The organism is Schinkia acidoalkalinis, assembly GCF_054301215.1.
This window is the reverse complement of record NZ_CP182573.1, coordinates 1,053,695-1,076,351: the sequence shown is the minus strand read 5'-3', so window position 1 is coordinate 1,076,351 and position 22,657 is coordinate 1,053,695. Positions and strand designations below refer to the sequence as shown.

The window sequence follows — 22,657 nt, the reverse complement described above, 5'->3', positions numbered from 1 at the left end:
TTATTTTATATTATTCTGTACCTCGTCCAATCTTTGCTGAAGCTCTTGGAGTTGCATTTGTTCTGCCGGAGTGGAGTTTGCAAATGCAGAAGAGATTTGATTTTTCGCATTCTCGATATTTGTTTGCGCCGTATGATACTGTTCAGGTGTGGAGGCAAAATTTGCGGAATTCTCTGCTAAGAAAACAGCTTCCTTTGCCAACTGAAAAAGCTTATTTCCCATAATTAGATCCCTCCATGTGAAGAATCTATTTGTTTCTGCTGTTTTTCTTCTGCTTCAGCTAATGTTGAGTAATAAGGGATTTTTTCATGATATCGTTGCATGGCATCGGCGCTTTGCTGCGAAAAACGTTTCGATTTACTTTTTTTACTCATAAAATACTCCCCCTAATACTTTTGATGACGAGCAAAGTCATTCAATGACTCGTACTTATTTTGAATCATCCAACCCTTAGTTATGTAGGGGGAGAGGTGTGAATAATTTGATGTTAAGGGAAATGATAGGAATTTATATTTTAAAGAACTTTTCTAAATAATCAGCGATTCCATCTTCCTCATTTGTCTTCGTAACATCATATGCAACAGATTTTACTTTATCAATTGCATTTCCCATAGCAACGCCATATTTAGCATATCGTAGCATTTCGAGGTCATTATCCTCATCGCCAAATGCGATAACGCGGTCATTTGGAATTTCAAAAAACTCCGCTACTTTCTTTACGCCAATTGCTTTATTAATTCCTGCTTTAATAATTTCTATAATGTTCCATGGAGATCCGGATGTCCGATGTTCAATATAACTTCCTACTTCTTTTGAAAGCTGCTCGCGAATAGTGTCAATTTCGCCTTCTTCGGAATGAATAAGAATGGATGTGGGTTCACTTTTTAGGTTTTCACGAACCTGACCAGTGTGAATTTTTGGATTTCCAAAGGAAACAAACCCCATGATGGCTTCATCGTAATTTTGTAGGAAAACATGGTCTTTTACTTGTGCCATAATATTTCTGATATTGTATTTATCACAAGTATCGATAATCCTTCTTGCCACCCTAAGTTCAAGCGGTGAATGGAATGTGCCCCAAGCGGGATCTTTTGGGTGGTGAATATAGGCACCGTTATAATTGACAATTGGTGTGGTTAACTTCATTTGCTTATAATAAATTTGACTTGCACGAAAGGGTCTGCCAGTCGCAATCATGACTTGGTGGCCTTGTTCACGAACATGTTTTATTGTATCCAAAGTTCGTTTTGATATCGTTTTATTATCTTTTAGAAGAGTTCCATCAAGGTCAACAGCTATTAAATGTGGTTTCATCGTGTCAAGTCCTTTCTAGTAATATTAAGAACATATAAATAGTGTAGTTTTAATTGAAATGTTTGTCTAGAAATTGCTACTTTGTGGCATAAAACTTTGAGGCTTTAGGGAAAAATGGTAGGATATAGTAGTGATTATATTCTTAAAGGGAGCCAAGTATGTTTACAATAAACCATGAAGTGATTGCTGGTGTTCCAATATTACATGTATCAAAACAAAGTTTGTGGGAGAGTAAACTTCCAGCCGTTTTTTTTATCCATGGCTTTTCAAGTGCAAAAGAACATAATTTGCACTATGCATATTTATTGGCGAACGAAGGCTTTCGTGTATTTTTGCCTGAGGCACTCTTGCATGGTGAACGCTTGAATGAGAAAACCGTAAACGAAGAAGAAATCTACTTACATTTTTGGGATATCGTCGTACAAACCATCCACGAGCTGGATGAAATCAGAAAAAAGGTAATCGAAACAGGCATCATTGATGAACATCGAATCGGTGTGGCAGGATTATCGATGGGGGGACTTATTACCCTTGGTGCATTGAAACAATATGAGTGGATCAAGACGGCAGTTTCGTTAATGGGATGCCCTGCTTATGAACAGTATGGAAGGGCATTGATTACTGAAGTGAAAAAAAATGGAATTGAACTCCCTTTTTCTGATGAAGAGTTAACGAAAAAAATCAATGATTTAAAGCCATATGATTTATCAATTGAACCCGAAAGACTTCTCAATCGTCCATTGCTATTTTGGCATGGAAAAGCTGATACAGTTGTTCCATATCAATATGCGCATCAGTTTTATGAAAAAAATAGAAATATGTATAAAAATATTCCGGAACGGTTTAAGTTTTTAAGCGACCCCCATGCAGGGCATAAGGTAACGAGAAAAGGTGTTCTTGAAACAGCACAATGGTTTAAAGAATTTTTATAAAAATTGGTGTATTTTATTTTTATCGATACCGTTTTTTAGATATAATAAGGTGTATGTCTTTTTGAAAGGAGTTTTATAAATGGATAAAGCTTTAGAGGAAAATATTTATGGCGCCTTGGAAAATGTCTTAGACCCAGAACTTGGCATTGATATTGTAAACTTAGGATTAGTATACGGGTTAGATTTAGATGAAAATGGGGTTTTAACTGTTGAAATGACGTTGACTTCAATGGGCTGCCCATTAGCCGGGTCGATTGAAAGTCAAGTGAAAGTAGTATTAGCCGATTTACCGGAAATTAAAGAAACAATTGTTAAGATTGTTTGGACTCCACCTTGGTCAAAGGATAAAATGTCCCGCTACGCAAAGATAGCATTAGGAATTCCAGATTAATGAGTTAGGATAGGGAGTAGGAATCATGGAAAATAAGGTGATTTTATTATTATCAGATTCTCTTGGTCAAGGTGATAAACAGTTGGGAGAAGGGATTTTAGAAACCTTTTTTACACTTTTAAAACAAAAAGAACAAAAGCCAAAGGCGATTTTTTGCATGAATCGCGGGGTATTAACAATGACTGAGCACTCGCTAGTTTCTGTTCATTTAAAAGAATTGCATGATCAAGGAGTTCAAGTGTTGGCATGTAAAACATGTGCTGATTACTATGGTGTTAGCGATCAGATCATAGCTGGAGAAATTAGTGGAATGGATAAGTTTATCGAGTTATCAACTCAATACGATGTTTTAACGTTAAGTTAATCGAAAAAAAAACAACTCTATTTAAGGCCATTTTTTGATTTTTTTAAAAGAATTTTGGCTATAAATGGAGTTTTTCTATATATTGAAACAGTAACAGGTATACCGTGATATACGTCACTGTCAATGAATCGACATATCTTTAGAATTAACAATGTTTATAGTAATTCTTTATACATATAGAAGTCCCTATAAAAGGAGGCACGTACAGTGCTAGATAAAAGAGATCTAATTACAATTGCAGAAGCAGTTAACCGTGTGATGAAATATGCTCCCAAAGGGGAGAGTGAATATGTATCCATTGATGAATGTGATCAAAGATATTTAGGCGATTCCGTTAAGGCAAGCCACGATATTCCACCATTTGACCGGGCACCGTATGATGGCTTTGCGATTAGAGCAGAGGATTCAATGAATGCCTCCCAGGATCATCCTGTTGAATTCGAGGTTATTGAGGAGATTGGTGCAGGTTATATCGCAACGAAGGAGGTTGGAGCGTTTCAAGCTATTCGCATAATGACAGGAGCTCTGATGCCAAAGGAATGTAATGCTGTTGTCATGCTTGAACTAGCTAAAGATATCGTGAAGGATGGAAAGCCTTATATGGTTATTAAACGGTCGTACAAGCCAGGCGATAATGTATCCTATCAAGGCTCGGAAACAAAAGCTGGAGAGACTCTGGTGGAAGAAGGAAGATTGATCAATCCTGGTATTAAAGCAGTTCTCGCTACTTTTGGCTATGCTCGCGTTCCAGTTGTGAAAAAGCCAGTTGTCGGTGTTTACGCTACAGGAACTGAATTATTAGATGTAGATGAGGAAATGGAGCCTGGAAAAATCCGTAATAGTAATGCCTATATGATTGCTTCGCAAATTAGGAGAACAGGAGCCGAACCTAAATATTTAGGAAAACTCGAAGATGATTTTGATACATGCTTTGATGCAGTAAAAAAAGCACTTGATGAAGTCGATATCCTCATTACAACCGGGGGTGTTTCTGTCGGTGATTATGATTATGTTCCTGAAATTTATAAGAAACTAGGTGCGGAAGTTCTTTTTAATAAAATTTCGATGAGACCTGGCAGTGTAACAACGGTAGCCTCATATAAAGGCAAACTTTTATTTGGACTTTCCGGAAATCCATCAGCATGTTTTGTCGGCTTTGAATTATATACCCGCCCGATCATTAGAAGTTGGTTTCATTCAAAAAAACCACATTTACAAAAAATTAAAGCAACGTTACATAAAGATTTTCCAAAGGCAAATCCTTTCACAAGGTTTGTAAGAAGCAAATTAGTATTTGAGGATGGCAAATTGTTTACAGAGCCATCAGGATTGGATAAATCAAATGTTGTTACTTCCTTGGTTGATTGTGATTCGTTGACCATACTTCCAGGTGGAACACGCGGCTTTACAAAAGGTGACGAAGTAGAAGTTCTTTTACTAGAAGACCAAGAAGGCAGCGAATGGCCGTGGAACTAGCTATCCCTGTTCTTCAAATTGTAGGCTATCAAAATAGCGGTAAGACAACATTGCTTACGAAGGTCATCAAGACCTTATCGCAAAGTGGTCTCAGGGTTGGGACAATTAAACATCATGGACATGGTGAAGGAGAGGCCCCGCTTGCACTTGACGCTGAAAAGGATACTGCAAAATATCGTCAAGCAGGAAGCACAGTGACAGCTGTGGAAGGGGCAGGTATATTGCAAATACAGGCATGTAACGCTAATGGTTGGACGCTTGATGATATGCTATCATTTTATCAGCAATTACCAATTGATATCATTTTAGTTGAAGGTTTTAAAAAAGAGCACTTACCGAAGCTTGTGCTATTACGCTCTGTGGAAGATTACGAACTTCTTGAGCAAGTTGATAACATAAAAGCAATTATTTGCTGGCATAAACCACTTCAGACAAAAATAGGGATTCCAACTTTTCATATAAATGAAGAAAGTAAATATGTAACATGGATTCAAGCCTATTTTGAAAGGAGCGATTACATTGAGTGAACCATTATTTTTAATCACAAATGACCCGATATCGATAGAAGAAGTTACGAATAAGGTTGTCCGTCGTGAAGCAGGGGCTATTAATACGTTTATTGGTACGGTACGGGAATTAACAAAGGGCAAAAGAACACTTTATTTGGAATATGATGCCTATCAATCGATGGCCGAGAAGAAATTAGCGCAAATAGGTGCGGAAATTCAAGATAAATGGCATGATGCGGTTGTTGCCATTACTCACCGGATTGGCAGACTTGAAATTTCAGATATTGCGGTGGTCATAGCTGTTTCAACTCCACATCGTGCTGATTCTTTTGAAGCGAGCCGCTACGCAATCGAACGGATTAAAGAAATCGTACCAATATGGAAAAAAGAGCATTGGGAAGATGGTGAACAATGGATTGGAGATCAGCTTGAAAAGAAAACTTATCCTTCGGGAAAGCCTGAAAAGGAGGATCTTGAAAATGATTAATATTTTATTATTTGCCCATCTTCAGGAAGCAATTGGTGAGTCAAAACTTACCTGGACAGACCTGCCAATCACTGTTGGTGAACTTAAACAACAGCTTTCTGAAAGATACAACCTGCCCCTTCAGTCTGTAATGGTAGCTGTAAATGAAGAATACGCAGATGACGAGATGAAGGTAAGCAACAATGATATAGTTGCCTTCATACCACCTGTTAGTGGTGGTTGATTTATGAAGATAATATTTAAATATTCTTAGATAAATCTAGGGGGGGGATTTTTTGTGTGGCGTGAATTTAAGGAATTTGCCATAAAAGGAAATGTGATTGACTTAGCAGTCGGAGTTGTAATTGGTGCCGCCTTTGGAAAAATTGTGTCTTCATTAGTGGATGATATTGTAATGCCCTTAATAGGTTTATTGCTAGGAAAGATTGATTTTACCAATTTATTTATAGTACTAGGGGAGGGGAATTTTAATACAATTGATGAGGCTAAAAAAGCGGGGGTTGCGACCATTAATTATGGGCTTTTTATAAATAATATAATTGACTTTTTAATCATTGCATTTTCTATTTTCATTGTGATTAAACAAATCAATCGCTTCAAGAGTAAAAAGGAGGAGCCAATACCGGAGATTACTACGAAATTGTGCCAATATTGTTATAGTGAAATTCCGATAAAGGCAACAAAATGCGCACATTGCACTTCAGAGGTAAAAGAAATCGTGGAAAATTGAGAAATTTGACAAGTACGAGAGTGTACTTGTCAAACTTTTCTTAACTTTAAAAAGACAAAAAATGTCTAATCTCTATTTATTTTTCATATATTTTTGTTGAATGTGAAATTTGTTATGGAAAATGAATTAAAACTTTTTTATAATTAAGAATGAGAATGGTTTTCATTATCCAAACCTGGAGGGATGAATATTGGTATTGGCAGAATTAAAGCAAGGTGAAAAAGCTAGAATACAAGACTTCTCAAAGCTTTCTGATTTGGTGAGGAGAAGATTGATAGATATGGGTATTTATGAAGGTGTGGAAGTGAGCTTAAAGTGTAATATGCCTTTTGGTGGTCCTTATATGATTGAGACGTTTGGCCAATGTGTCGGCATTCGCCGCAATGAAGCCACAACAATTCGTGTGGAAAAAGTATGCTAGAAATTGCATTATTCGGTAACCCCAATACGGGAAAAACTTCGTTATTTAACAGTTTAACTGGATCCTATGAATATGTAGGAAACTGGAGCGGTGTGACCGTTGAAAAAAAAGTTGGGGTATTACGCAACAAACAAGGACACATCATAGATCTTCCAGGTATTTATTCTTTAAGCCCACTATCAAAGGACGAAAAGGTTGTCACAAACTTTTTGCTTCATGAGTCATTTACAGAGATTCTTAATATTGTTGATGCTTCACAAATGGAGCGTAATTTACACTTGACTGTTCAATTGCTGGAATATGGAAAACCATTGATTATCGGGTTAAACATGATGGATGTTGCTAAAAATAGGGGCATCCAAATCGATGAAAAAGTGTTGGCTGAGCAGTTAGGTGTTCGTATTGTTCCGATTGTAGCTCGTACTGGACAAGGTTGTACAGAATTAAGTCAACAATTAATCGTATCTTCTGCGGACAATAAACAAGCACTTCAGTTGTATTATGGTTCGGAAATTGAAAAAGGAATTGATCGTTTTTGCCAATTAATAAATAATAGTAAAAATGCAAGTGGAGAGGAGCTTCCACCATTAAGATGGCTTGCCTTGCAGTTTTTTGAAGGAAATAAGGCTGTATTTGAATATCTACAAGCCTTTATTGAAACTGCAGAATTAAACCATATGCTAAAAAGTACCGAGGCTAAATTAATAGAGAAAAAGGAAGGAAAGTCATTACATCAAGCCATTTATAATGTACGACGGCTGCATATTGAAAAGGTAATTAGTGGTGCAGCGGAACGGAAGGCCGCTGGAAAAGAAACATTCACAGAACGAATTGATAAGTTGGTTACCCATAGGATTTTAGGAATCCCAATTTTTCTATTCTTTATGTATGTAATGTTCATGCTAACATTTAACTGGTTGGGCTTTCCGTTGTCAGATGCACTTGACACATTCTTTTCTGGGCCACTGACAAAATGGCTTGAAGCCGGCTTGGTAAGCATTGGTGCGTCGGAATTTATCCAATCGTTGATTCTTGATGGTATCGTTTCTGGTGTGGGCGGAGTTTTAGTCTTTGTTCCACAAATTTTTATTCTATTTTTCTTTATTTCCTTTTTAGAGGATTCAGGCTATATGGCACGGGTTGCTTTAGTTATGGATAGAATTATGGAATCAATCGGCTTGAATGGAAAATCATTTATTCCAATGATTATTGGCTTTGGCTGTAATGTCCCAGGCGTTATGGCTGCTAGAACAATAGAGCAACCAAAGGAACGACTCTTAACGATCCTTTTAACACCACTTATGTCATGTTCAGCACGATTGCCTGTATATGCCTTATTTGTTGGAGCATTTTTCGCAGCCCACCAGGCACTCGTTGTATTAGCGCTTTATTTATTAGGGATTGTAATGGCTTTGATTGTTGCGAAGATTTTTTCTTCGACTATATTGAAAAGTGAAAATTCGGTATTTGTCATTGAACTTCCTCCATACCGTGTGCCGCAGTTCCAAACACTTGCTAGAAGTACATGGGATAAAGGGAAAGGCTTTGTCCGCAAAGCGGGAACATTCATCTTTGCCGGTTCAGTTGTAATTTGGTTATTGTCCTATGCAGGCCCTGGAGGCTTAGCCGTTGATATGGATGACAGCTTTCTAGCGATGATTGGCAGTGTGGTTGCTCCTTTACTAGCACCAATTGGTTTTGGAACATGGCAGGCAGGGGCTTCGTTACTAACAGGCTTCTTTGCGAAGGAAGTAGTTGTTTCAACGATGAATATTATTTATCATGTGAAGGATGTAGAAACTCTACAAGGTTTATTGGCTAATGCCTATACACCGCTTTCTGCTTTTACGTTTATGGCATTCGTTTTACTGTATGTACCTTGCTTAGCAACCACAGCTACAATTCAAAAAGAAGCAGGGTCATTTAAATGGACAGCCCTAGCCATTGGATATGCACTTACTTTAGCGTATGTGTTATGTTTAGTTATTTACCAAGTCGGAAGGGCGCTTGGATATTCGTAGAAAGGCTGGGATTTAAATGGTAGCGAATACAATAATTGGCCTTGTCATTTTTGGCTATGCTGGATATGCATTAATGAAATATATTAAAAATAGCAAAAAAGGTAAATGCGCAGGCTGTGCTGTTCAAAACTCTTGTAAAAAAGACAAGTGTATATAAACAAAAAAAGGATGCCCCTTACAGGCATCCTTTGTTATGTGTTGTTATTATTTTTTTACAACGTTAGCTGCTTGAGGTCCACGGTTTCCTTCAACGATTTCGAATTCAACGTTTTGGCCTTCTTCTAATGATTTGAATCCATCTCCTTGAATAGCTGAGAAATGAACGAATACATCGTCTCCACCTTCAACTTCGATAAATCCAAAACCTTTTTCTGCGTTAAACCATTTTACTTTACCAGTTTGCATGTGTTTGCCTCCTAAATATCCTTGCACCTCGAAATGTGCTTGTAATCTTGTGCCATTACAACTTACATAAATTCAAAATAACGATGCATCATCGGAGACAGAACACAACTGTATTTACCAACGATTATTTCATTATTACTTAAACCTATATACGAAGTAAACGGTCTACTATAGAATAACATTCCTAGGAGGCGATGTCAATTTTAGTGAAAACGATTGTAAAAAGTAATTCGTATAGGTAGATATAATGAGAAATAAGCAGATATAATGAAGTGTACCAGTTTATTATTAATTATTTTGGAGGTTTTTGCATGTCCAAAAAAAGACTTCATGGTTTTCTCATTTTCTTATTTTTACTATTATTAATCGGATGCAGTCCAAATAATGCTGATCAGGATTCCTCCCTAGGGAAAAATGAGGAGAAGCCAACGGAACTAATGGTATCAGCTGCTGCAAGCTTAACCGATGCACTTAACGAAATGAAACAAGTCTATGAAAGTGAGCATAAGCCCGTCCATTTGCTATTTAACCTAGGAGGGTCTGGTAAATTGGCACAACAAATTGAACAAGGGGCGCCTACAGACTTATTTTTATCTGCAGATCAAAAATCGATGGATGAATTAGAAATTAAATCCTTAATCAATGCTGACTCAAGAGTTGATTTTACAGGGAATAAAATGGTTTTAGTTGGAGCAAAGGATCAGAATCTATCTATATCCTCCTTTAATGACATTGACCCTGATATATTATCACAAGTTGCAATTGGCGAGCCTGAAAGTGTACCAGCGGGAACATACGCTAAAGAAACGCTTGAAGCACTTGGAATGTGGGATAAGATTCAATCGAAGTTAGTTTATGCGAAAGACGTTCGTCAAGTGTTAACATATGTTGAATCAGGGAATGCGGATATTGGTTTTGTTTATTCCAGTGATGCCCTCACTTCAGATAAAGTAAAGGTATTAGCGGAGGCAGATTCAAGCCTACATACTCCAATTATTTATCCAGCCGCAATTGTTGCAGATAGTAACCATCAAGCGGAGGCCAAGCAGTTTATTGAATTCTTACAAAGCGATGCTGGACAAAAGATTTTGAAGAAATACGGCTTTGTGAAATAATGCAATATAAGGGGTGTTGGTACAAGTGAATTATTCTCCGCTACTGTTATCATTAAAAATTTCTAGTATCTCCACCGTTTTTGTATTTATTATTGGGATAGCTGTTTCAAGATTTCTTTCACGACGAGACTTCTTTGGTAAAGGTGTTATAGAATCTATTCTGCTTCTCCCACTAGTCCTTCCACCGACTGTTGTCGGTTTCGGGCTTCTAATGTTGTTTGGAAAAAATGGACCCATAGGTAGACTTTTATTAGATTGGTTTGATTTACAAATTGTGTTCACTTGGATTGGGGCTGTCATTGCCGCCATTGTTGTTTCTTTTCCGCTTATGTATCAAAGTGCTCGAGCTGCATTTCAACAATATGATTGTAATCTAGAAAATGCAGCTTTGACGATGGGAGCTTCCAATTGGAGAGTATTCTGGACCATTTCGTTTCCACTTGCCTGGCCGGGGTTACTATCCGGACTAGTTCTTTCATTTGCAAGAGGATTAGGTGAATTTGGGGCAACACTAATGATTGCGGGGTATATTCCAAATAAAACAGATACGATTCCAATGGCTATTTATTTTGCTGTTGAAGCTGGGCAAACAGAGGCCGCTCAGTTTTGGGTAATCGTAATTGTTGCCTTGGGATTTAGCACGATTATGTGGCTAAATTGGTGGAGCAAACGCAACATTATGAAGTATGCGGATAAGAATTAAAGCATAATATCGAACATTAAAATATTCCTTCAGTCGATTATAGCTCCCAAATGTGATTGGACAATCCACAAATGGTATAAAGCAAGTTTTTATGCGGACACGAAAAAACATCTGGGTGTTTCGGGGAAGTGAGACTATTTTCGTGTTTGTCCGCATAAAAACTTAGTATCTATCTAACCATTATTAATATTTACGTTGTCCAATCAAGATTAGTCGCAATAATCAACTAAAGGAATTAAGTTAGAAAGGATGCAAATATGTTATCAGTTCAAATCCACAAAAAGCTGGCCCATTTTACAATCGATGTTGAGTTTACAATAAATAATGAAATTGCCATTTTATTTGGTCCATCCGGCTCAGGGAAAACAACAATATTGAATTGCATTGCAGGATTAACTCATCCTGACCAAGGGTATATCTCGGATAATGGCGTAGATTTTTTTACATCTTCGAGCAAGCCACTTCCAGTACAGAAAAGAAATGTGGGCTATCTTTTTCAAGATTACGCTCTGTTCCCACATATGACCGTTTGGAAGAACATTACATATGGTATGAAAAATGAAGCTTTAACAACCGAAATCATTGATGTTTTACATATAAAGCATATACTACATAAATACCCAAGGGAAATTTCGGGTGGGGAAAGACAAAGAGTTGCCTTAACAAGGGCATTAGCAACCGAACCAAGTGTTTTATTACTTGATGAACCCTTCTCTGCTTTAGATTTCGAAACACGCTCGCAATGTCATGAGGAGCTGATTCGTCTTCATAAATTATGGGAGATTCCAATCTTAATGGTGACCCATGACCGGGAAGAGGCAAGAAAATTAGCAGATCGTGTTCTTTTTATAAAAGATGGACAAACAGAAAAGGTAGTATTAGCAAGACATTGCTAATACTACCTTTTCCTTTTATCATTTACGGATTGTGATTTGAAAACTTCCATCTTCTAGTTCAATCGTTTCGTGGCTATAGCCTCGCTCATCTAATTCAGCGTATAAAAACATTGGACGGCGGTCATTGTTAATAATTAACTCTTCACCGTTAGGTAATTCTTCTAGTGCGGCCAATGTTCTCATCATTGGTTGTGGTGGTTCAAGACCACGGTTATCAAGCTTCATTAAGAATTCTCCTTACTGCTTCACAAATGTTATTTTCCAATAGTCTTCAGCAATTTGCTCAGATTCATTTGAAAAACCTTTTGATTTTAAAACATTAAAAAGTGGAGCTGGTTGAAATGGTGCATGTAAAATAAAGGTATCTCCAGACTCTAAATCCTGAATAGCTTCCATTATTTTTTGGAATGGTTCCTGCTTATTTTTAATATCTTCACGTACATCTAATTCTACAACTTTACCTGTTTCTTGACTCATTATATTTCACCCCTGTAGATATTTAAAAATATGATTATCTAGCGCCTAACCAATCTTTTGCACGTTCACTCATACGCTCTGGAGACCATGCTGGCTCCCACACTAACTGAACATTAACATCTTTAATCTCTTCGATTGCTTCAAGGACATATCTTGCTCCACTTGTGATACTGTCATGAAGTGGGCAACCAGGTGTTGTTAATGTCATTTTGACATCAACATTATTCTCCTCATCAATGTTTAAATCATAAATTAAACCTAAATCAACAATATTCAATCCTAATTCAGGGTCAATCACTGTTTCTAATTCTTTAAGAATTTTTTCTTTTAACTCTTCCATCTTCAATTCCTCCAATACTTATTTTCTAAGAATGTTAACTACTGTTGTACTAAAGACAACGATGAGCATAGCAAACAAAAGCTGAGTAATGGTGTAAAGGCCTGTTAATTGGAAGCTGAAGGAAACGATATATCCAACGTAACAAACCAAACATAAGATAAAAAGTACTTGCCCGAGTTTTTCATTCATAAGCTGTTTTAAGGTTGGAACATTGGGAGCCCCCATTTGTTTACTGTATTTATAGGTCCACCATAAAAATGGAACGATTTTATACATGTATCCCATAATACTAAAAACAATCCAGCCCAAAATATATAAATAAATAATTACTCCAAATAAATGTGGAGAATTTGATATGAATGATGAGATCATAGCGACAAGGTGAAGAACCCAGCCTATTACAACCGCAATTAAGGAAAAGATAAAGGGCTTATCTAAGTTTTTCTTTAGTCGCTTTTTAATAATTTGTTTAATGTGCAATAAGAAAAGGGTGAATGCTACAAATAAAAGCAGCATCCCAAGCTGAAAGAAAATCGCTTGATTGACCCAAAATGATACGATGGTAGATAGTAAGCCAGCTACATAGATAAAATAAATGGGCTTGCTTAATTTCATGGAGAAGCCATGGGCTAAGGAAAACATCGGCACCATTTTATAGGAAAAACCAAAAATTAATAATGTAAACCAGCCGGCAACACCTAGTAAAATATGAGTTTTCAGTAATGCAACATGGTTTGTCAATTGCAGATGTCCGCTGACGCTTGCGGCAAGAAGGATACCAAACAAAATTGTCAGTAGCAAACTAACTAAAGCAGTGCCTACAAAGGCCGTCAGGATATTCTTTTCCGCTTGCTTTTTCATTGTCATTGCCATTTGAAAAAGAAATAGTAAGACTCCAATTAACGTAATTAATCCTGTAACCATTGTGAGTTTAGGGTTAAAAACGAATGACAAGGCAAAGCTTGTTATTCCTATCGCCGTAATCACAAATTGGATAAAACCAAAGGTTTCATTCCAAATCGGTGTTAAAAAGGCAACAGGTACTAGCTGATACATTGCACCCATCGCACCCATAAGGGCCCAGCCTAATACTAATAAATGCGCAACCATCCACAATGGTGGTATCCGAAAAGCGCCTGTTGTAATAAAGTCGCCACTGAAAATTAAAATTATCTGGGAAGCTGAAAAAGCAAGTAAACTATAAATAATAAAAGAAAAAGGTAATTTTACATTGGTTTCGGTCTTTGCCAGTCCTGGCATCATGTTCACTATGAATACCTCCGAACAATAAAAAGTTTTGTGCCGTACTTTTATGATAACCATTTTCATTTCATCTTAAAGTGATTTAAGTCACAACCACCAACAACAAATTACCATAAATAGATCCATACTTTTTTTATATAAAAAGGGCAAGCACAAAAAATGTTATTGAACACTTTTGTGCTTGCCCTTAGTTTGTGCATATAGATAAAGTTTAGTCGCGAATTACGGCTGTATGTGCTCAGAGTATCTATTTCTTAACTAAATACTTCATTCGCCAATTTATCTATATCAACTGTATAAAACCCCTCTTCATCCGAGTCAATTAAACTTTTTTTCTTTAGCTGGTTTAAAGTTCGGCTGACCGTTTCACGTGAGCTCCCAATCATATTTGCTAATTCACGGTTTGTAAAATGGGTGGTGATTAAAAACTTATTTTCTTTATCGCTCACTTTTTGTCCGTGGGATTTAGCAAGGCGGAGCAATAACTTAATAATCTGTTCATACGTATTGGATAAAATTTGTTCCTCCAAACGGTTTTGTAAATCAATAATTTTTTCACCCATTACTCTAAACACTTTTATACTAACCTCTGGGTATTTAATTAGGATTTCTTCAAAGTTTAAAATTGGAATAATGATTAGTGTAGTAGGTTCTATAACTTCGGCATGGGCAGGGAATTCACCTTTTCTAAAAAAGCCAACATGTGGAAACATATCACCGTCTTTCAAAATGGAAACAATTTGTTCGCGGCCATTAAAATCAGTTTTATAAATTTTCACTTTACCGTGATGGATAAAAAAAACACGGTCTTGAGGGTCCCCTTGCATAAACACATGAATTTTTGAATCATAAACTCGTGTCTGGGAGATATCAATGATTGATTGGAGCTCTTCATCAGTTAATTCCCGAAATATTGGAACATTATGTAAAAGCTGTTTTATAGAAATATGGGGTATCACTTTTTCACCTTCTTTAATTATGTCTTATTGTATTATAATTTTAATCTACTATTAATTTTATCAAAAAAATATAATTTGGCTATATCTTTTGACCGTCTTCTTTGATCTCTTTATAAATAAAACACGATTTAGCGTGATGAATATCACTTAACCCCTTTAGTTTTAGCTGTAAAATAGACAAGAGTTCTGGAAAAGGGAGTGTGAATTCACATGTTTAACCGTGATTATAATAGAGACCCGTTTATTGTTATATGGGAGTTAACAAGAGCTTGTCAACTTAAGTGTCTGCACTGTCGTGCTGAAGCTCAGTATAAACGTGATCCAAGAGAACTTTCATTTGAAGAAGGAAAGCATTTAATAGATCAAATATATGAAATGGACAATCCGATGCTAGTATTTACTGGTGGGGACCCACTAATGCGTGAGGATGTCTATGATTTAGCTGAATATGCTATTAAAAAAGGCGTTCGTGTTTCCATGACACCTAGTGCAACGCCAAATGTAACAAAAGAGGCTATTGAAAAAGCCAAAGCGGTTGGACTAGCAAGATGGGCATTTAGCATCGATGGACCGACTGCGGAAATTCATGACCATTTCCGCGGGGTCAGCGGCTCATTTGATTTAACAATGAAAGCAATTAAATACTTGCACGAACTTGAAATTCCAATTCAAATAAATACGGTTATCTCTAGATATAATATCGATGTTTTGGATGATATGGCTAAGTTGGTTGAGGACTTAGATTGTGTGCTTTGGAGTGTCTTTTTCCTTGTTCCTACAGGTAGGGGGCAAGAGTCTGACATGATTTCTCCTGTTCAACATGAACAAGTATTTACATGGCTTTATAATTTAAGCAAACGTGTAAAATTTGATATTAAGACAACTGCAGCGCAACATTACCGCAGGGTTGTCATTCAAAATAAAATGAGAGAAAAGCTTTCAAATCATGATGATATTAATTACGAAGATGCACTAATGAAGGGTGCAACAGGTACCATTGATGGCTTAGGCCGTGCGCCAAAAGGTGTGAATGACGGAAATGGCTTTGTTTTTATCTCTCACGTAGGGGATGTTTATCCAAGCGGACTTTTACCTGTAAAAGCTGGTAATGTACGTGAAACGCCATTGGCTGAAATTTACCGTGAATCACCAATTTTCCAATCATTGCGTAATCCTGATTTATATAAGGGAAAATGTGGTGTTTGTGAGTTCCGTTTTGTATGCGGTGGCTCAAGGTCAAGGGCATATGCAATGACAGGTGATTATTTAGAAAGCGAGCCATTCTGTGTTTATATTCCGAAAGCATTGCGAAATAAAAAAGAGGAAAGTGTTACCAAGTAACTGAAAAAGCCGGCTGAAATCAGCCGGCTTTTTTTGTCAATGAAATTATCATGAAAGTGACGTACTTCACTTTCATTTTTATGCAGTTACTATATTATCGTTGTAGATACATGTCTAATCTATATTGCAAAGTTCAGGTGGGCAGTCTTCACAATTGATTTCCAACTTCAAAAAGGCAAGGTCATGGACTGTAATTTTCCCTTTGTTAACGGAGATGATATTATCCTTGCGGAGGTCGCTGAGCATTCTGTTGATGCTCTCTCTGGATGTACCACAGAAATTAGCAAGATCTTGATTTGTTAGCGGAATGTTGATGAGAATGCTGCCATTATCATATTTAACCCCGTAACTATTTGTCATTCGAATTAATGTGGAATATAAGGCACCTTTCTTTCCGTGAAGAACAAGGTCTCGGAATTTAGTTTGTGTCCTTCTGAAGTGGTCACTCATCCACTTCATAAATTCAAAGGCAAGGGCAGGGTTTTCTAATAATTGCTGTTCTAAAAATTCTTTTCTTAAAACAGCAACTTCGCCGTTTTCTAAGACTTTGGCGTTTAGCAGATATTTGGCTTGATTTGTGAATAATGTCAGTTCTCCAACGATATCACCCGTTGTACAAATACGTAGTGTTAATTCTTTACCATCTTGCGAAATCTTACTAATTTGGACTCTGCCGGAGCGTAAAATATATAGTTCATTGGCCGTCATACCTTCTTGAAATAAGAACGTACCTTTTTGAATTTTTATAGTATGGTCAATTGAGTGCAATAACTCTTTAATTGATTCAGGCAAGAATTTATTTTTAATTTTTTGTTCAGGCATATGCAAACCACCTTTCGACGAGAATCGCCAAAATTTTTATACATAATTCTAGTTAAAAGGAAAAAAGCTATTTAGTCAATAATTTAATACCGTTAGCACTGTAAAAATAGTATCCAATAATTTCATAATGAAATTTATGAACAATTTATGAAACCGATTGTTACCGTGATGTAGTTCACACTTATTTTTACTCAAAACATATACAATAATTATCAGTAACGATGATTTGGTAATTTAAATGCATGATAACCACATAGTGGTTACATATATGAGGAAATGAGGAAACATTCCAAATTCCTAACCCCCTTATTTTGAGTACTGGAAAGTGCTCTTTTTTTTATAAAATTTTTAGACACAATAAAAAGAGGTTGATTCCTTTGAAATCAACCTCAGTAGGAAATATTTTAATAATCCGCTTGTTCGATAAACATTTGGCAAAAATCACACCAATTATTAATAATGATATTTTTTTCGTCCATTGAAACTAAATCCTGTTCTTTAAGCTTTGAAAGTACACGGCTTACACTTTCACGAGTGGACCCAATAATATTTGCTAATTCTTGGATTGATAAAGGAAGTTCAATTTTTACACCACTTGTAGTTTTGCTCCCGAATTCACGTGCTAGTCTTTCGATAGTTTTTACAGTTTTTCCATATACATCTAATAATGCGATGTCTCTTAATATAGAAGTAAATGAACGTAACTGGCCGCCCATAAAGCGAATCATTTCAATGGAAAGGTCAGGGTTAATGGAAATGACCTCTTCCAAATCCGATGTTAGCAGAAACATTACCTCTGCATCTGTAATTGTTTGTGCCGTCCCAGGGTATATCGTACCCGGCTCACAAAATAATGAAGCTTCCGCAAAAATATCTCCTGATCGTTTAATACAAACAATTAGCTCTTTCCCTTGTGGGTTTATCTTTTTTATTTTAACAATGCCGCTTTTAACAAAATAAATTGCTTTTGATTCGTCTGATTCATGAAATATATAATCACCTTTTTTAAAGGCAGCTGTCTTTCCCTTTGCAGCTAAAGCGTTGATTAAATGATCGGGCAAATCCTTAAAAAAAACGATTCCCTTCAAAAATTCAGTAAGCATATTATCGGAACCCCCCATAAATTGAACAAACACTTTCTATTCTATGTATTTGATTATAGTTTTCATTGCATAAGATAGGTGTGATGGATTTCACACTCATTAGTATTGTTCACAGTATGTTCAAAATTATCGCTAATAAAAAATATTGAAAAATTTATAAAAATACATTTGCTTTTATTTTTATGCAATTATATAATAAATACTAATTTCAAAGAATTAGTGAATAGGAGGACAATGATGAAAGTAGCAATCGTAGGGGCAACAGGTTATGGTGGAGCGGAATTAATTCGATTATTAAATCAGCATCCTGAGGTTGAAATCGTATCTTTGCACTCCTCGTCACAGCAAGGAACGCCATACATTGAAAGTTACCCACATCTAATTACAATCGTAAATAATAATTTAGAAGAAATCGATCCTGAAAAAATGGCTGAAAATGTAGATCTTGTATTTTTAGCAACACCATCAGGGATTTCTAGTAAACTAACACCGGAGTTAGTAAATCACGGTTTAAAGGTCATCGATTTATCAGGAGACCTCCGTTTGAAAAAAATAGAAGATTACGAGACTTGGTATAAAAAGCCGGCAGCTCCAAAAGAGACATTGGAGGCCGCTGTGTATGGGATGCCAGAATGGTTTAAAGAAGAGATACCAAATGCAAGCGTGATTGCAAATCCAGGCTGCTATCCAACATCTGTTTTACTTGGATTGGCACCTTTAGTTCAACAAGAACTTATAATGGAAGATTCAATTATTGTTGATGCGAAGTCGGCGATGTCTGGAGCGGGGCGGTCACTATCAGCATCAAGCCATTTTACCGAAATGAATGATAACTTCAAAATATACAAAGTGAATCAACATCAGCATATTCCGGAAATTGAACAAACATTAAATAGATGGAATAAGGCAATCCGGCCGATCACATTTAGTACCCATCTCGTACCAATGACGAGGGGAATCATGGCGACCATCTATGGAAAAGCTAAAAATGACATAACCATTGATCAGTTGCATGAAATCTATCAAGAAGCATATAAGAATAAACCTTTTGTTAGAGTTCGCCCTAAAGGTGTTTTTCCTTCAACAAAAGAGGTGTATGGATCAAATTATTGCGATATAGGTTTATCATATGATGAAAGAACAGGACGTATTATGGTCGTCTCCGTAATCGATAATCTTGTTAAAGGGGCAGCAGGCCAAGCGATTCAGAATTTAAATATTATGATGGGATTAGATGAAATGACAGGGCTACATTTTGTTCCTGTTTATCCGTAAAAACAAAGGAGAGAACAAAAGTGATTTTAGAGGGGCAAGAGAGTGGTATCAAGAAGATTAATCAAGGTTCTGTTACAAGTCCAAAAGGATTTAGTGCGATTGGAATCGAAGCAAATCTTCGTAAAAAAGACAAATTAGATCTAGCAATGATTCTTAGTGAAGTTCCAGCGAGTTGTGCAGCAGTATATACGCTTAATGCATTTCAAGCAGCACCTCTAAAAATTACGAAAGATAGCATTGCTAAGGAAGGAAAAATACAAGCAATTATTTGTAATAGTGGCAATGCCAATGCGTGTACGGGAGAGCAAGGAGAAAATGATGCTTCTAGAATAAGAAAAGAAGTGGCAGAAAAGTTTTCTTTAAAAGACCATTATGTGGCTGTTGCTTCAACAGGTGTCATCGGCGAACTAATGCCAATGGATAAAATATCAGCAGGTATTGAACAGTTGGCGCCAGTTCCTACTATTGAAGGCGGCGAACTTTTCAGTAAAGCTATTTTAACAACCGACCTTGTTCCGAAAACAACATGTTATCAAATCGTAGTAAACGGCAAGACGGTCACGGTTGCTGGAGCAGCAAAAGGCTCAGGGATGATTCATCCAAATATGGCAACGATGCTTGGATTTGTTACTACCGATGCAAATATTGAAACAAAAGACCTGCAAAAAGCGTTAAGTGAAATTACAAATCAAACCTTTAACCGCATTACGGTAGATGGAGATACATCAACAAATGATATGGTGCTAGTTATCGCCAATGGATTAGCTGGAAACGCACCATTAACACCGGCACACCCTGAATGGGGACTATTCTATCAAGCATTACAAATGGCTTGTGAAGATTTAGCAAAAGAAATAGCAAGAGACGGTGAAGGGGCTACAAAGTTGGTCGAAGTTCAAGTTGAAGGCGCATTGTCCCATGAAGATGCCGGAAAGATTGCAAAAAGCGTTGTGGGCTCTTCATTAGTAAAGACCGCTGTGCACGGTGCAGACGCAAACTGGGGCCGAATTATTTGCGCAGTAGGCTACACGGGTGTTGAAGTTAACCCGAATTTAGTAGATGTCTTTATTGGTGATATTCAAATGCTCAAAGCGGGACAGCCGATTCCGTTTTCAGAAGAAGATGCAATGAATTATTTAAAAGGTAAAGAAGTCGTTATTAAAGTAAATCTTCATCTTGCTGAAGGAAAAGGAAAAGCATGGGGTTGTGACTTGTCTTATGATTATGTTCGCATCAATGCTAGTTATAGATCGTAATAAAGAAGGTGCCAATCTTGAAGAATATTATTTTAATAAAATGTGGTGGCAGTACATTAGAACAGCTAAGCGATGCATTTTTTGAAAGTATTCGTGACCTTGTAAAGCTTGGCAAAAAGCCAATCATCGTCCATGGGGGCGGACCTGCCATAGGCGAGATGCTTGCCTCCTTAAATATAGAAACTGTCTTCGTTAATGGGTTAAGAAAAACAACGGCGGAAGTAATGGAAGTTGTCGAAATGGTATTAGCAGGGAAAGTAAATACATCAATCGTTGGCAGACTTCAGAAAACTGGTGTGAAAACAATTGGTTTAGCAGGTGTGGACGGTCAACTTTTAAAAGCAAAACCAATCAATCTCGAACAACTAGGCTATGTTGGTGAAATTGAAAGTATAAATGCTGGCTTTGTATTAGAATTAATGGAAATTGGCTTTGTTCCTGTTATTGCACCAATTGGGGTTGATGATAACGACGGGCGTTATAATATCAATGCCGATACAGCTGCAGGGGCGGTTGCCAAGGCAATAGGCGCCGAACAACTTCTTTTTGTAACAGATGTTCCAGGCATACTTAAAGACGGTAAAATCATTGATGAAATCTCCCCAAAAGAGATTGAAGCTTTAATCGAAGACGGAACCATCTATGGAGGGATGATTCCAAAAGTCAAAGCAGCGATTGATTCGCTAACAGGTGACTTACAGGAAGTTATCATTGTAAATGGAAAAGATACTAAAATTGTAAACGATGGACAAATTATTGGGACAAAAATTGTCAAAGAAAATGTCCCTTCATTATAAAATTGGTGGGTGAAAATCGTGGGATTATTTCCAAATTATGCTCGTTGGGATATTGAAATTGTTGAAGGTCAAGGAACAAAGGTAACTGATAAAAATGGCAAAGAATATTTAGATTTTGTATCAGGAATCGCAGTCTGCAATTTGGGGCATAGACCACCTAAAGTGCAAAAAGCATTGGAAGAGCAGTTGAACAAAGTATGGCATGTTTCCAATCTATTTCAAGCAAGCCATCAAGAAGCTGTCGCAGAGTTGCTTACTCAAAATTCATGTGGTGACTATGTATTCTTCTGTAATAGTGGTGCGGAAGCGAATGAAGCTGCGATTAAAATGGCAAGAAAGCATACAGGTAGACATAAAATCATTACATTCTTGCATTCATTTCATGGCAGAACGTTTGCAACAATGGCAGCAACAGGGCAGGAAAAAATCCATAAAGGCTTTGGCCCATTACTGCAAGAGTTTGTCTATGTACAATACAACGATGAAAAAGCAGTGGAAGAGGCAATGGGTGATGATGTAGCTGCCATCATGCTGGAAGTGATTCAAGGCGAAGGCGGAGTAAATGCCGGCGATTATGCATTTTTGAAAAAATGTCAGGAATTATGTGAAAAATTTGGCGCATTATTCATCATTGATGAAGTGCAAACCGGCATAGGAAGAACGGGTAAAGCATTTGCTTATCAGCATGCAAATCTTTCACCGGATGTCATTACTGTTGCAAAAGGGCTTGGAAGTGGCTTTCCTGTTGGAGCGATGATTGGTAAGGCGCATTTAAAGGACACGTTTAGCGCCGGAACTCATGGCTCAACCTTTGGCGGAACGCCGCTAGCTATGGCTGCTGCAAAGGCAACATTGGAGGAAATCTTCCAACCGGAATTTTTAGAAGAAGCAGCTAAAAAAGGCGAATATTTAATGGAAAAATTAAAGGAGCAGTTAGCTGATGTACCTACTGTTGAAGCAGTAAAAGGGAAAGGCTTGCTTGTTGGTGTTCAATGTGACCAAGAAGTTGGAAAGATCGTTGCAGAGATTCATAAACAAGGTTTACTTGTTTTAGTAGCAGGACCAAAGGTGATAAGATTATTACCTCCATTAACTGTATCCTATGAGGAAATAGATCAAGCTGTAAACATCCTATCAAAAACGCTACAAGCCTATGCTGTTAACTAAAAAATAAAAACAGCTTGGCATATTGCAAAATATAGTAGCCTTATAGCCTAAGGCTGCATATTTTTAAGTATCTATGAATAAAAATACTAAATT

At 36.9% G+C, this 22,657-nt stretch carries 30 protein-coding genes; 19 read left to right on the top strand and 11 right to left on the bottom strand.

The genetic code is table 11. From position 1 onward, the window contains the following. The 3 genes from ACNQFZ_RS05560 to ACNQFZ_RS05550 all read right to left on the bottom strand — a co-directional run bounded on the left by ACNQFZ_RS05560 (position 1) and on the right by ACNQFZ_RS05550 (position 1,314). Positions 1-222 (bottom strand): DUF3813 domain-containing protein, encoded by a 222-nt coding sequence (locus tag ACNQFZ_RS05560; protein WP_458414355.1) that lies wholly within the window; start codon positions 220-222, stop codon positions 1-3. Between the two features lie 2 nt (positions 223-224). Continuing rightward, positions 225-374 (bottom strand): hypothetical protein, encoded by a 150-nt coding sequence (locus ACNQFZ_RS05555; RefSeq protein WP_458414354.1) that lies wholly within the window; start codon positions 372-374, stop codon positions 225-227. Positions 375-507: 133 nt separating this feature from the next. After that, the gene (locus ACNQFZ_RS05550; RefSeq protein ID WP_458414353.1) at positions 508-1,314 is read right to left on the bottom strand and encodes a Cof-type HAD-IIB family hydrolase; all 807 of its coding nucleotides are present in this window, start codon (positions 1,312-1,314) and stop codon (positions 508-510) included. A 158-nt stretch (positions 1,315-1,472) separates the two neighbouring features. Between ACNQFZ_RS05550 and ACNQFZ_RS05545 the strand changes: the two genes are divergently transcribed. From ACNQFZ_RS05545 to ACNQFZ_RS05495, 11 genes are all read left to right on the top strand, one after another. Then, positions 1,473-2,246 carry a prolyl oligopeptidase family serine peptidase gene (locus tag ACNQFZ_RS05545; protein ID WP_458414352.1) on the top strand — a complete coding sequence of 258 codons (774 nt, stop codon included), beginning with the start codon at positions 1,473-1,475 and terminating at the stop codon, positions 2,244-2,246. 79 nt (positions 2,247-2,325) lie between these two features. Continuing rightward, positions 2,326-2,637, top strand: a complete 312-nt coding sequence (locus tag ACNQFZ_RS05540) for a metal-sulfur cluster assembly factor (RefSeq protein ID WP_458414351.1) — start codon at positions 2,326-2,328, stop codon at positions 2,635-2,637. Positions 2,638-2,662: 25 nt separating this feature from the next. Further along, entirely contained in the window at positions 2,663-3,001 is a 339-nt protein-coding gene (locus ACNQFZ_RS05535) for a DsrE family protein (RefSeq protein WP_458414350.1), read from the top strand. A gap of 207 nt (positions 3,002-3,208) precedes the next feature. After that, positions 3,209-4,477, top strand: a complete 1,269-nt coding sequence (locus ACNQFZ_RS05530) for a molybdopterin molybdotransferase MoeA (RefSeq protein ID WP_458414349.1) — start codon at positions 3,209-3,211, stop codon at positions 4,475-4,477. Beyond that, positions 4,462-5,004 carry a molybdopterin-guanine dinucleotide biosynthesis protein B gene (gene mobB / locus ACNQFZ_RS05525; RefSeq protein WP_458414348.1) on the top strand — a complete coding sequence of 181 codons (543 nt, stop codon included), beginning with the start codon at positions 4,462-4,464 and terminating at the stop codon, positions 5,002-5,004. The genes ACNQFZ_RS05530 and mobB overlap by 16 nt, the downstream gene beginning before the upstream one ends. Beyond that, positions 4,997-5,473: a molybdenum cofactor biosynthesis protein MoaE gene (locus ACNQFZ_RS05520; protein WP_458414347.1), complete on the top strand. Its 477-nt coding sequence runs from the start codon at positions 4,997-4,999 to the stop codon at positions 5,471-5,473. The genes mobB and ACNQFZ_RS05520 overlap by 8 nt, the downstream gene beginning before the upstream one ends. Beyond that, on the top strand, positions 5,466-5,696 hold the full coding sequence (gene moaD, locus ACNQFZ_RS05515) for a molybdopterin converting factor subunit 1 (RefSeq protein ID WP_458414346.1): 231 nt from the start codon (positions 5,466-5,468) through the stop codon (positions 5,694-5,696). The genes ACNQFZ_RS05520 and moaD overlap by 8 nt, the downstream gene beginning before the upstream one ends. Before the next feature lie 54 nt (positions 5,697-5,750). Next, positions 5,751-6,203 (top strand): large conductance mechanosensitive channel protein MscL, encoded by a 453-nt coding sequence (gene mscL / locus ACNQFZ_RS05510; RefSeq protein WP_458414345.1) that lies wholly within the window; start codon positions 5,751-5,753, stop codon positions 6,201-6,203. 190 nt (positions 6,204-6,393) lie between these two features. Next, positions 6,394-6,624: a FeoA family protein gene (locus ACNQFZ_RS05505; RefSeq protein WP_458414344.1), complete on the top strand. Its 231-nt coding sequence runs from the start codon at positions 6,394-6,396 to the stop codon at positions 6,622-6,624. Continuing rightward, positions 6,618-8,645 carry a ferrous iron transport protein B gene (gene feoB, locus ACNQFZ_RS05500; protein ID WP_458414343.1) on the top strand — a complete coding sequence of 676 codons (2,028 nt, stop codon included), beginning with the start codon at positions 6,618-6,620 and terminating at the stop codon, positions 8,643-8,645. Before ACNQFZ_RS05505 ends, feoB begins: the two co-directional genes overlap by 7 nt. Before the next feature lie 16 nt (positions 8,646-8,661). Continuing rightward, a complete protein-coding gene (locus tag ACNQFZ_RS05495; protein WP_458414342.1) occupies positions 8,662-8,802 on the top strand; it encodes a FeoB-associated Cys-rich membrane protein in 141 nt (46 codons plus the stop codon). A gap of 47 nt (positions 8,803-8,849) precedes the next feature. On the opposite strand, the gene cspD is transcribed toward ACNQFZ_RS05495, so the two are convergent. Then, on the bottom strand, positions 8,850-9,050 hold the full coding sequence (gene cspD / locus ACNQFZ_RS05490; RefSeq protein ID WP_458414341.1) for a cold-shock protein CspD: 201 nt from the start codon (positions 9,048-9,050) through the stop codon (positions 8,850-8,852). A 311-nt stretch (positions 9,051-9,361) separates the two neighbouring features. Here cspD and modA point away from each other — a divergent pair, with 311 nt between their 5' ends. The 3 genes from modA (at position 9,362) to ACNQFZ_RS05475 (ending at position 11,764) form a co-directional block, all read left to right on the top strand. Beyond that, on the top strand, positions 9,362-10,165 hold the full coding sequence (gene modA / locus ACNQFZ_RS05485; RefSeq protein ID WP_458414340.1) for a molybdate ABC transporter substrate-binding protein: 804 nt from the start codon (positions 9,362-9,364) through the stop codon (positions 10,163-10,165). Positions 10,166-10,190: 25 nt separating this feature from the next. Beyond that, positions 10,191-10,868: a molybdate ABC transporter permease subunit gene (gene modB, locus ACNQFZ_RS05480; RefSeq protein ID WP_458414339.1), complete on the top strand. Its 678-nt coding sequence runs from the start codon at positions 10,191-10,193 to the stop codon at positions 10,866-10,868. A gap of 257 nt (positions 10,869-11,125) precedes the next feature. Next, a complete protein-coding gene (locus ACNQFZ_RS05475) occupies positions 11,126-11,764 on the top strand; it encodes an ATP-binding cassette domain-containing protein (protein ID WP_458414338.1) in 639 nt (212 codons plus the stop codon). 18 nt (positions 11,765-11,782) lie between these two features. On the opposite strand, the gene ACNQFZ_RS05470 is transcribed toward ACNQFZ_RS05475, so the two are convergent. The 5 genes from ACNQFZ_RS05470 to ACNQFZ_RS05450 form a co-directional block, all read right to left on the bottom strand. After that, positions 11,783-11,989 (bottom strand): DUF2249 domain-containing protein, encoded by a 207-nt coding sequence (locus ACNQFZ_RS05470; protein WP_458414337.1) that lies wholly within the window; start codon positions 11,987-11,989, stop codon positions 11,783-11,785. 12 nt (positions 11,990-12,001) lie between these two features. Further along, positions 12,002-12,241, bottom strand: coding sequence for a DUF2249 domain-containing protein (locus tag ACNQFZ_RS05465; protein ID WP_458414336.1), 240 nt, complete (start codon positions 12,239-12,241; stop codon positions 12,002-12,004). A gap of 34 nt (positions 12,242-12,275) precedes the next feature. Then, the gene (locus ACNQFZ_RS05460; protein WP_458414335.1) at positions 12,276-12,581 is read right to left on the bottom strand and encodes a metal-sulfur cluster assembly factor; all 306 of its coding nucleotides are present in this window, start codon (positions 12,579-12,581) and stop codon (positions 12,276-12,278) included. An 18-nt stretch (positions 12,582-12,599) separates the two neighbouring features. Further along, complete coding sequence (locus ACNQFZ_RS05455) at positions 12,600-13,844, bottom strand: hypothetical protein (RefSeq protein WP_458415321.1); 1,245 nt, start codon at positions 13,842-13,844, stop codon at positions 12,600-12,602. A gap of 254 nt (positions 13,845-14,098) precedes the next feature. Next, positions 14,099-14,800, bottom strand: a complete 702-nt coding sequence (locus ACNQFZ_RS05450; RefSeq protein ID WP_458415320.1) for a Crp/Fnr family transcriptional regulator — start codon at positions 14,798-14,800, stop codon at positions 14,099-14,101. Positions 14,801-15,013: 213 nt separating this feature from the next. Between ACNQFZ_RS05450 and ACNQFZ_RS05445 the strand changes: the two genes are divergently transcribed. Continuing rightward, positions 15,014-16,144 carry a TIGR04053 family radical SAM/SPASM domain-containing protein gene (locus ACNQFZ_RS05445; protein WP_458414334.1) on the top strand — a complete coding sequence of 377 codons (1,131 nt, stop codon included), beginning with the start codon at positions 15,014-15,016 and terminating at the stop codon, positions 16,142-16,144. A gap of 114 nt (positions 16,145-16,258) precedes the next feature. Here the strand turns inward: ACNQFZ_RS05445 and ACNQFZ_RS05440 are convergent, their stop codons facing one another. Continuing rightward, positions 16,259-16,966 carry a Crp/Fnr family transcriptional regulator gene (locus ACNQFZ_RS05440; protein WP_458414333.1) on the bottom strand — a complete coding sequence of 236 codons (708 nt, stop codon included), beginning with the start codon at positions 16,964-16,966 and terminating at the stop codon, positions 16,259-16,261. A gap of 404 nt (positions 16,967-17,370) precedes the next feature. Beyond that, entirely contained in the window at positions 17,371-18,069 is a 699-nt protein-coding gene (locus ACNQFZ_RS05435) for a Crp/Fnr family transcriptional regulator (protein WP_458414332.1), read from the bottom strand. Between the two features lie 237 nt (positions 18,070-18,306). Here ACNQFZ_RS05435 and argC point away from each other — a divergent pair, with 237 nt between their 5' ends. Genes argC through ACNQFZ_RS05415 form a run of 4 tightly spaced genes read left to right on the top strand, consistent with a single transcriptional unit; the run spans position 18,307 to position 22,564 of the window. Next, entirely contained in the window at positions 18,307-19,344 is a 1,038-nt protein-coding gene (gene argC, locus ACNQFZ_RS05430; protein ID WP_458415319.1) for an N-acetyl-gamma-glutamyl-phosphate reductase, read from the top strand. A 20-nt stretch (positions 19,345-19,364) separates the two neighbouring features. Continuing rightward, positions 19,365-20,600, top strand: a complete 1,236-nt coding sequence (gene argJ / locus ACNQFZ_RS05425; protein ID WP_458414331.1) for a bifunctional glutamate N-acetyltransferase/amino-acid acetyltransferase ArgJ — start codon at positions 19,365-19,367, stop codon at positions 20,598-20,600. A gap of 17 nt (positions 20,601-20,617) precedes the next feature. Continuing rightward, the gene (gene argB / locus ACNQFZ_RS05420; protein WP_458414330.1) at positions 20,618-21,397 is read left to right on the top strand and encodes an acetylglutamate kinase; all 780 of its coding nucleotides are present in this window, start codon (positions 20,618-20,620) and stop codon (positions 21,395-21,397) included. Positions 21,398-21,412: 15 nt separating this feature from the next. Then, a complete protein-coding gene (locus ACNQFZ_RS05415; RefSeq protein ID WP_458415318.1) occupies positions 21,413-22,564 on the top strand; it encodes an acetylornithine transaminase in 1,152 nt (383 codons plus the stop codon). Positions 22,565-22,657 lie beyond the last annotated feature (93 nt).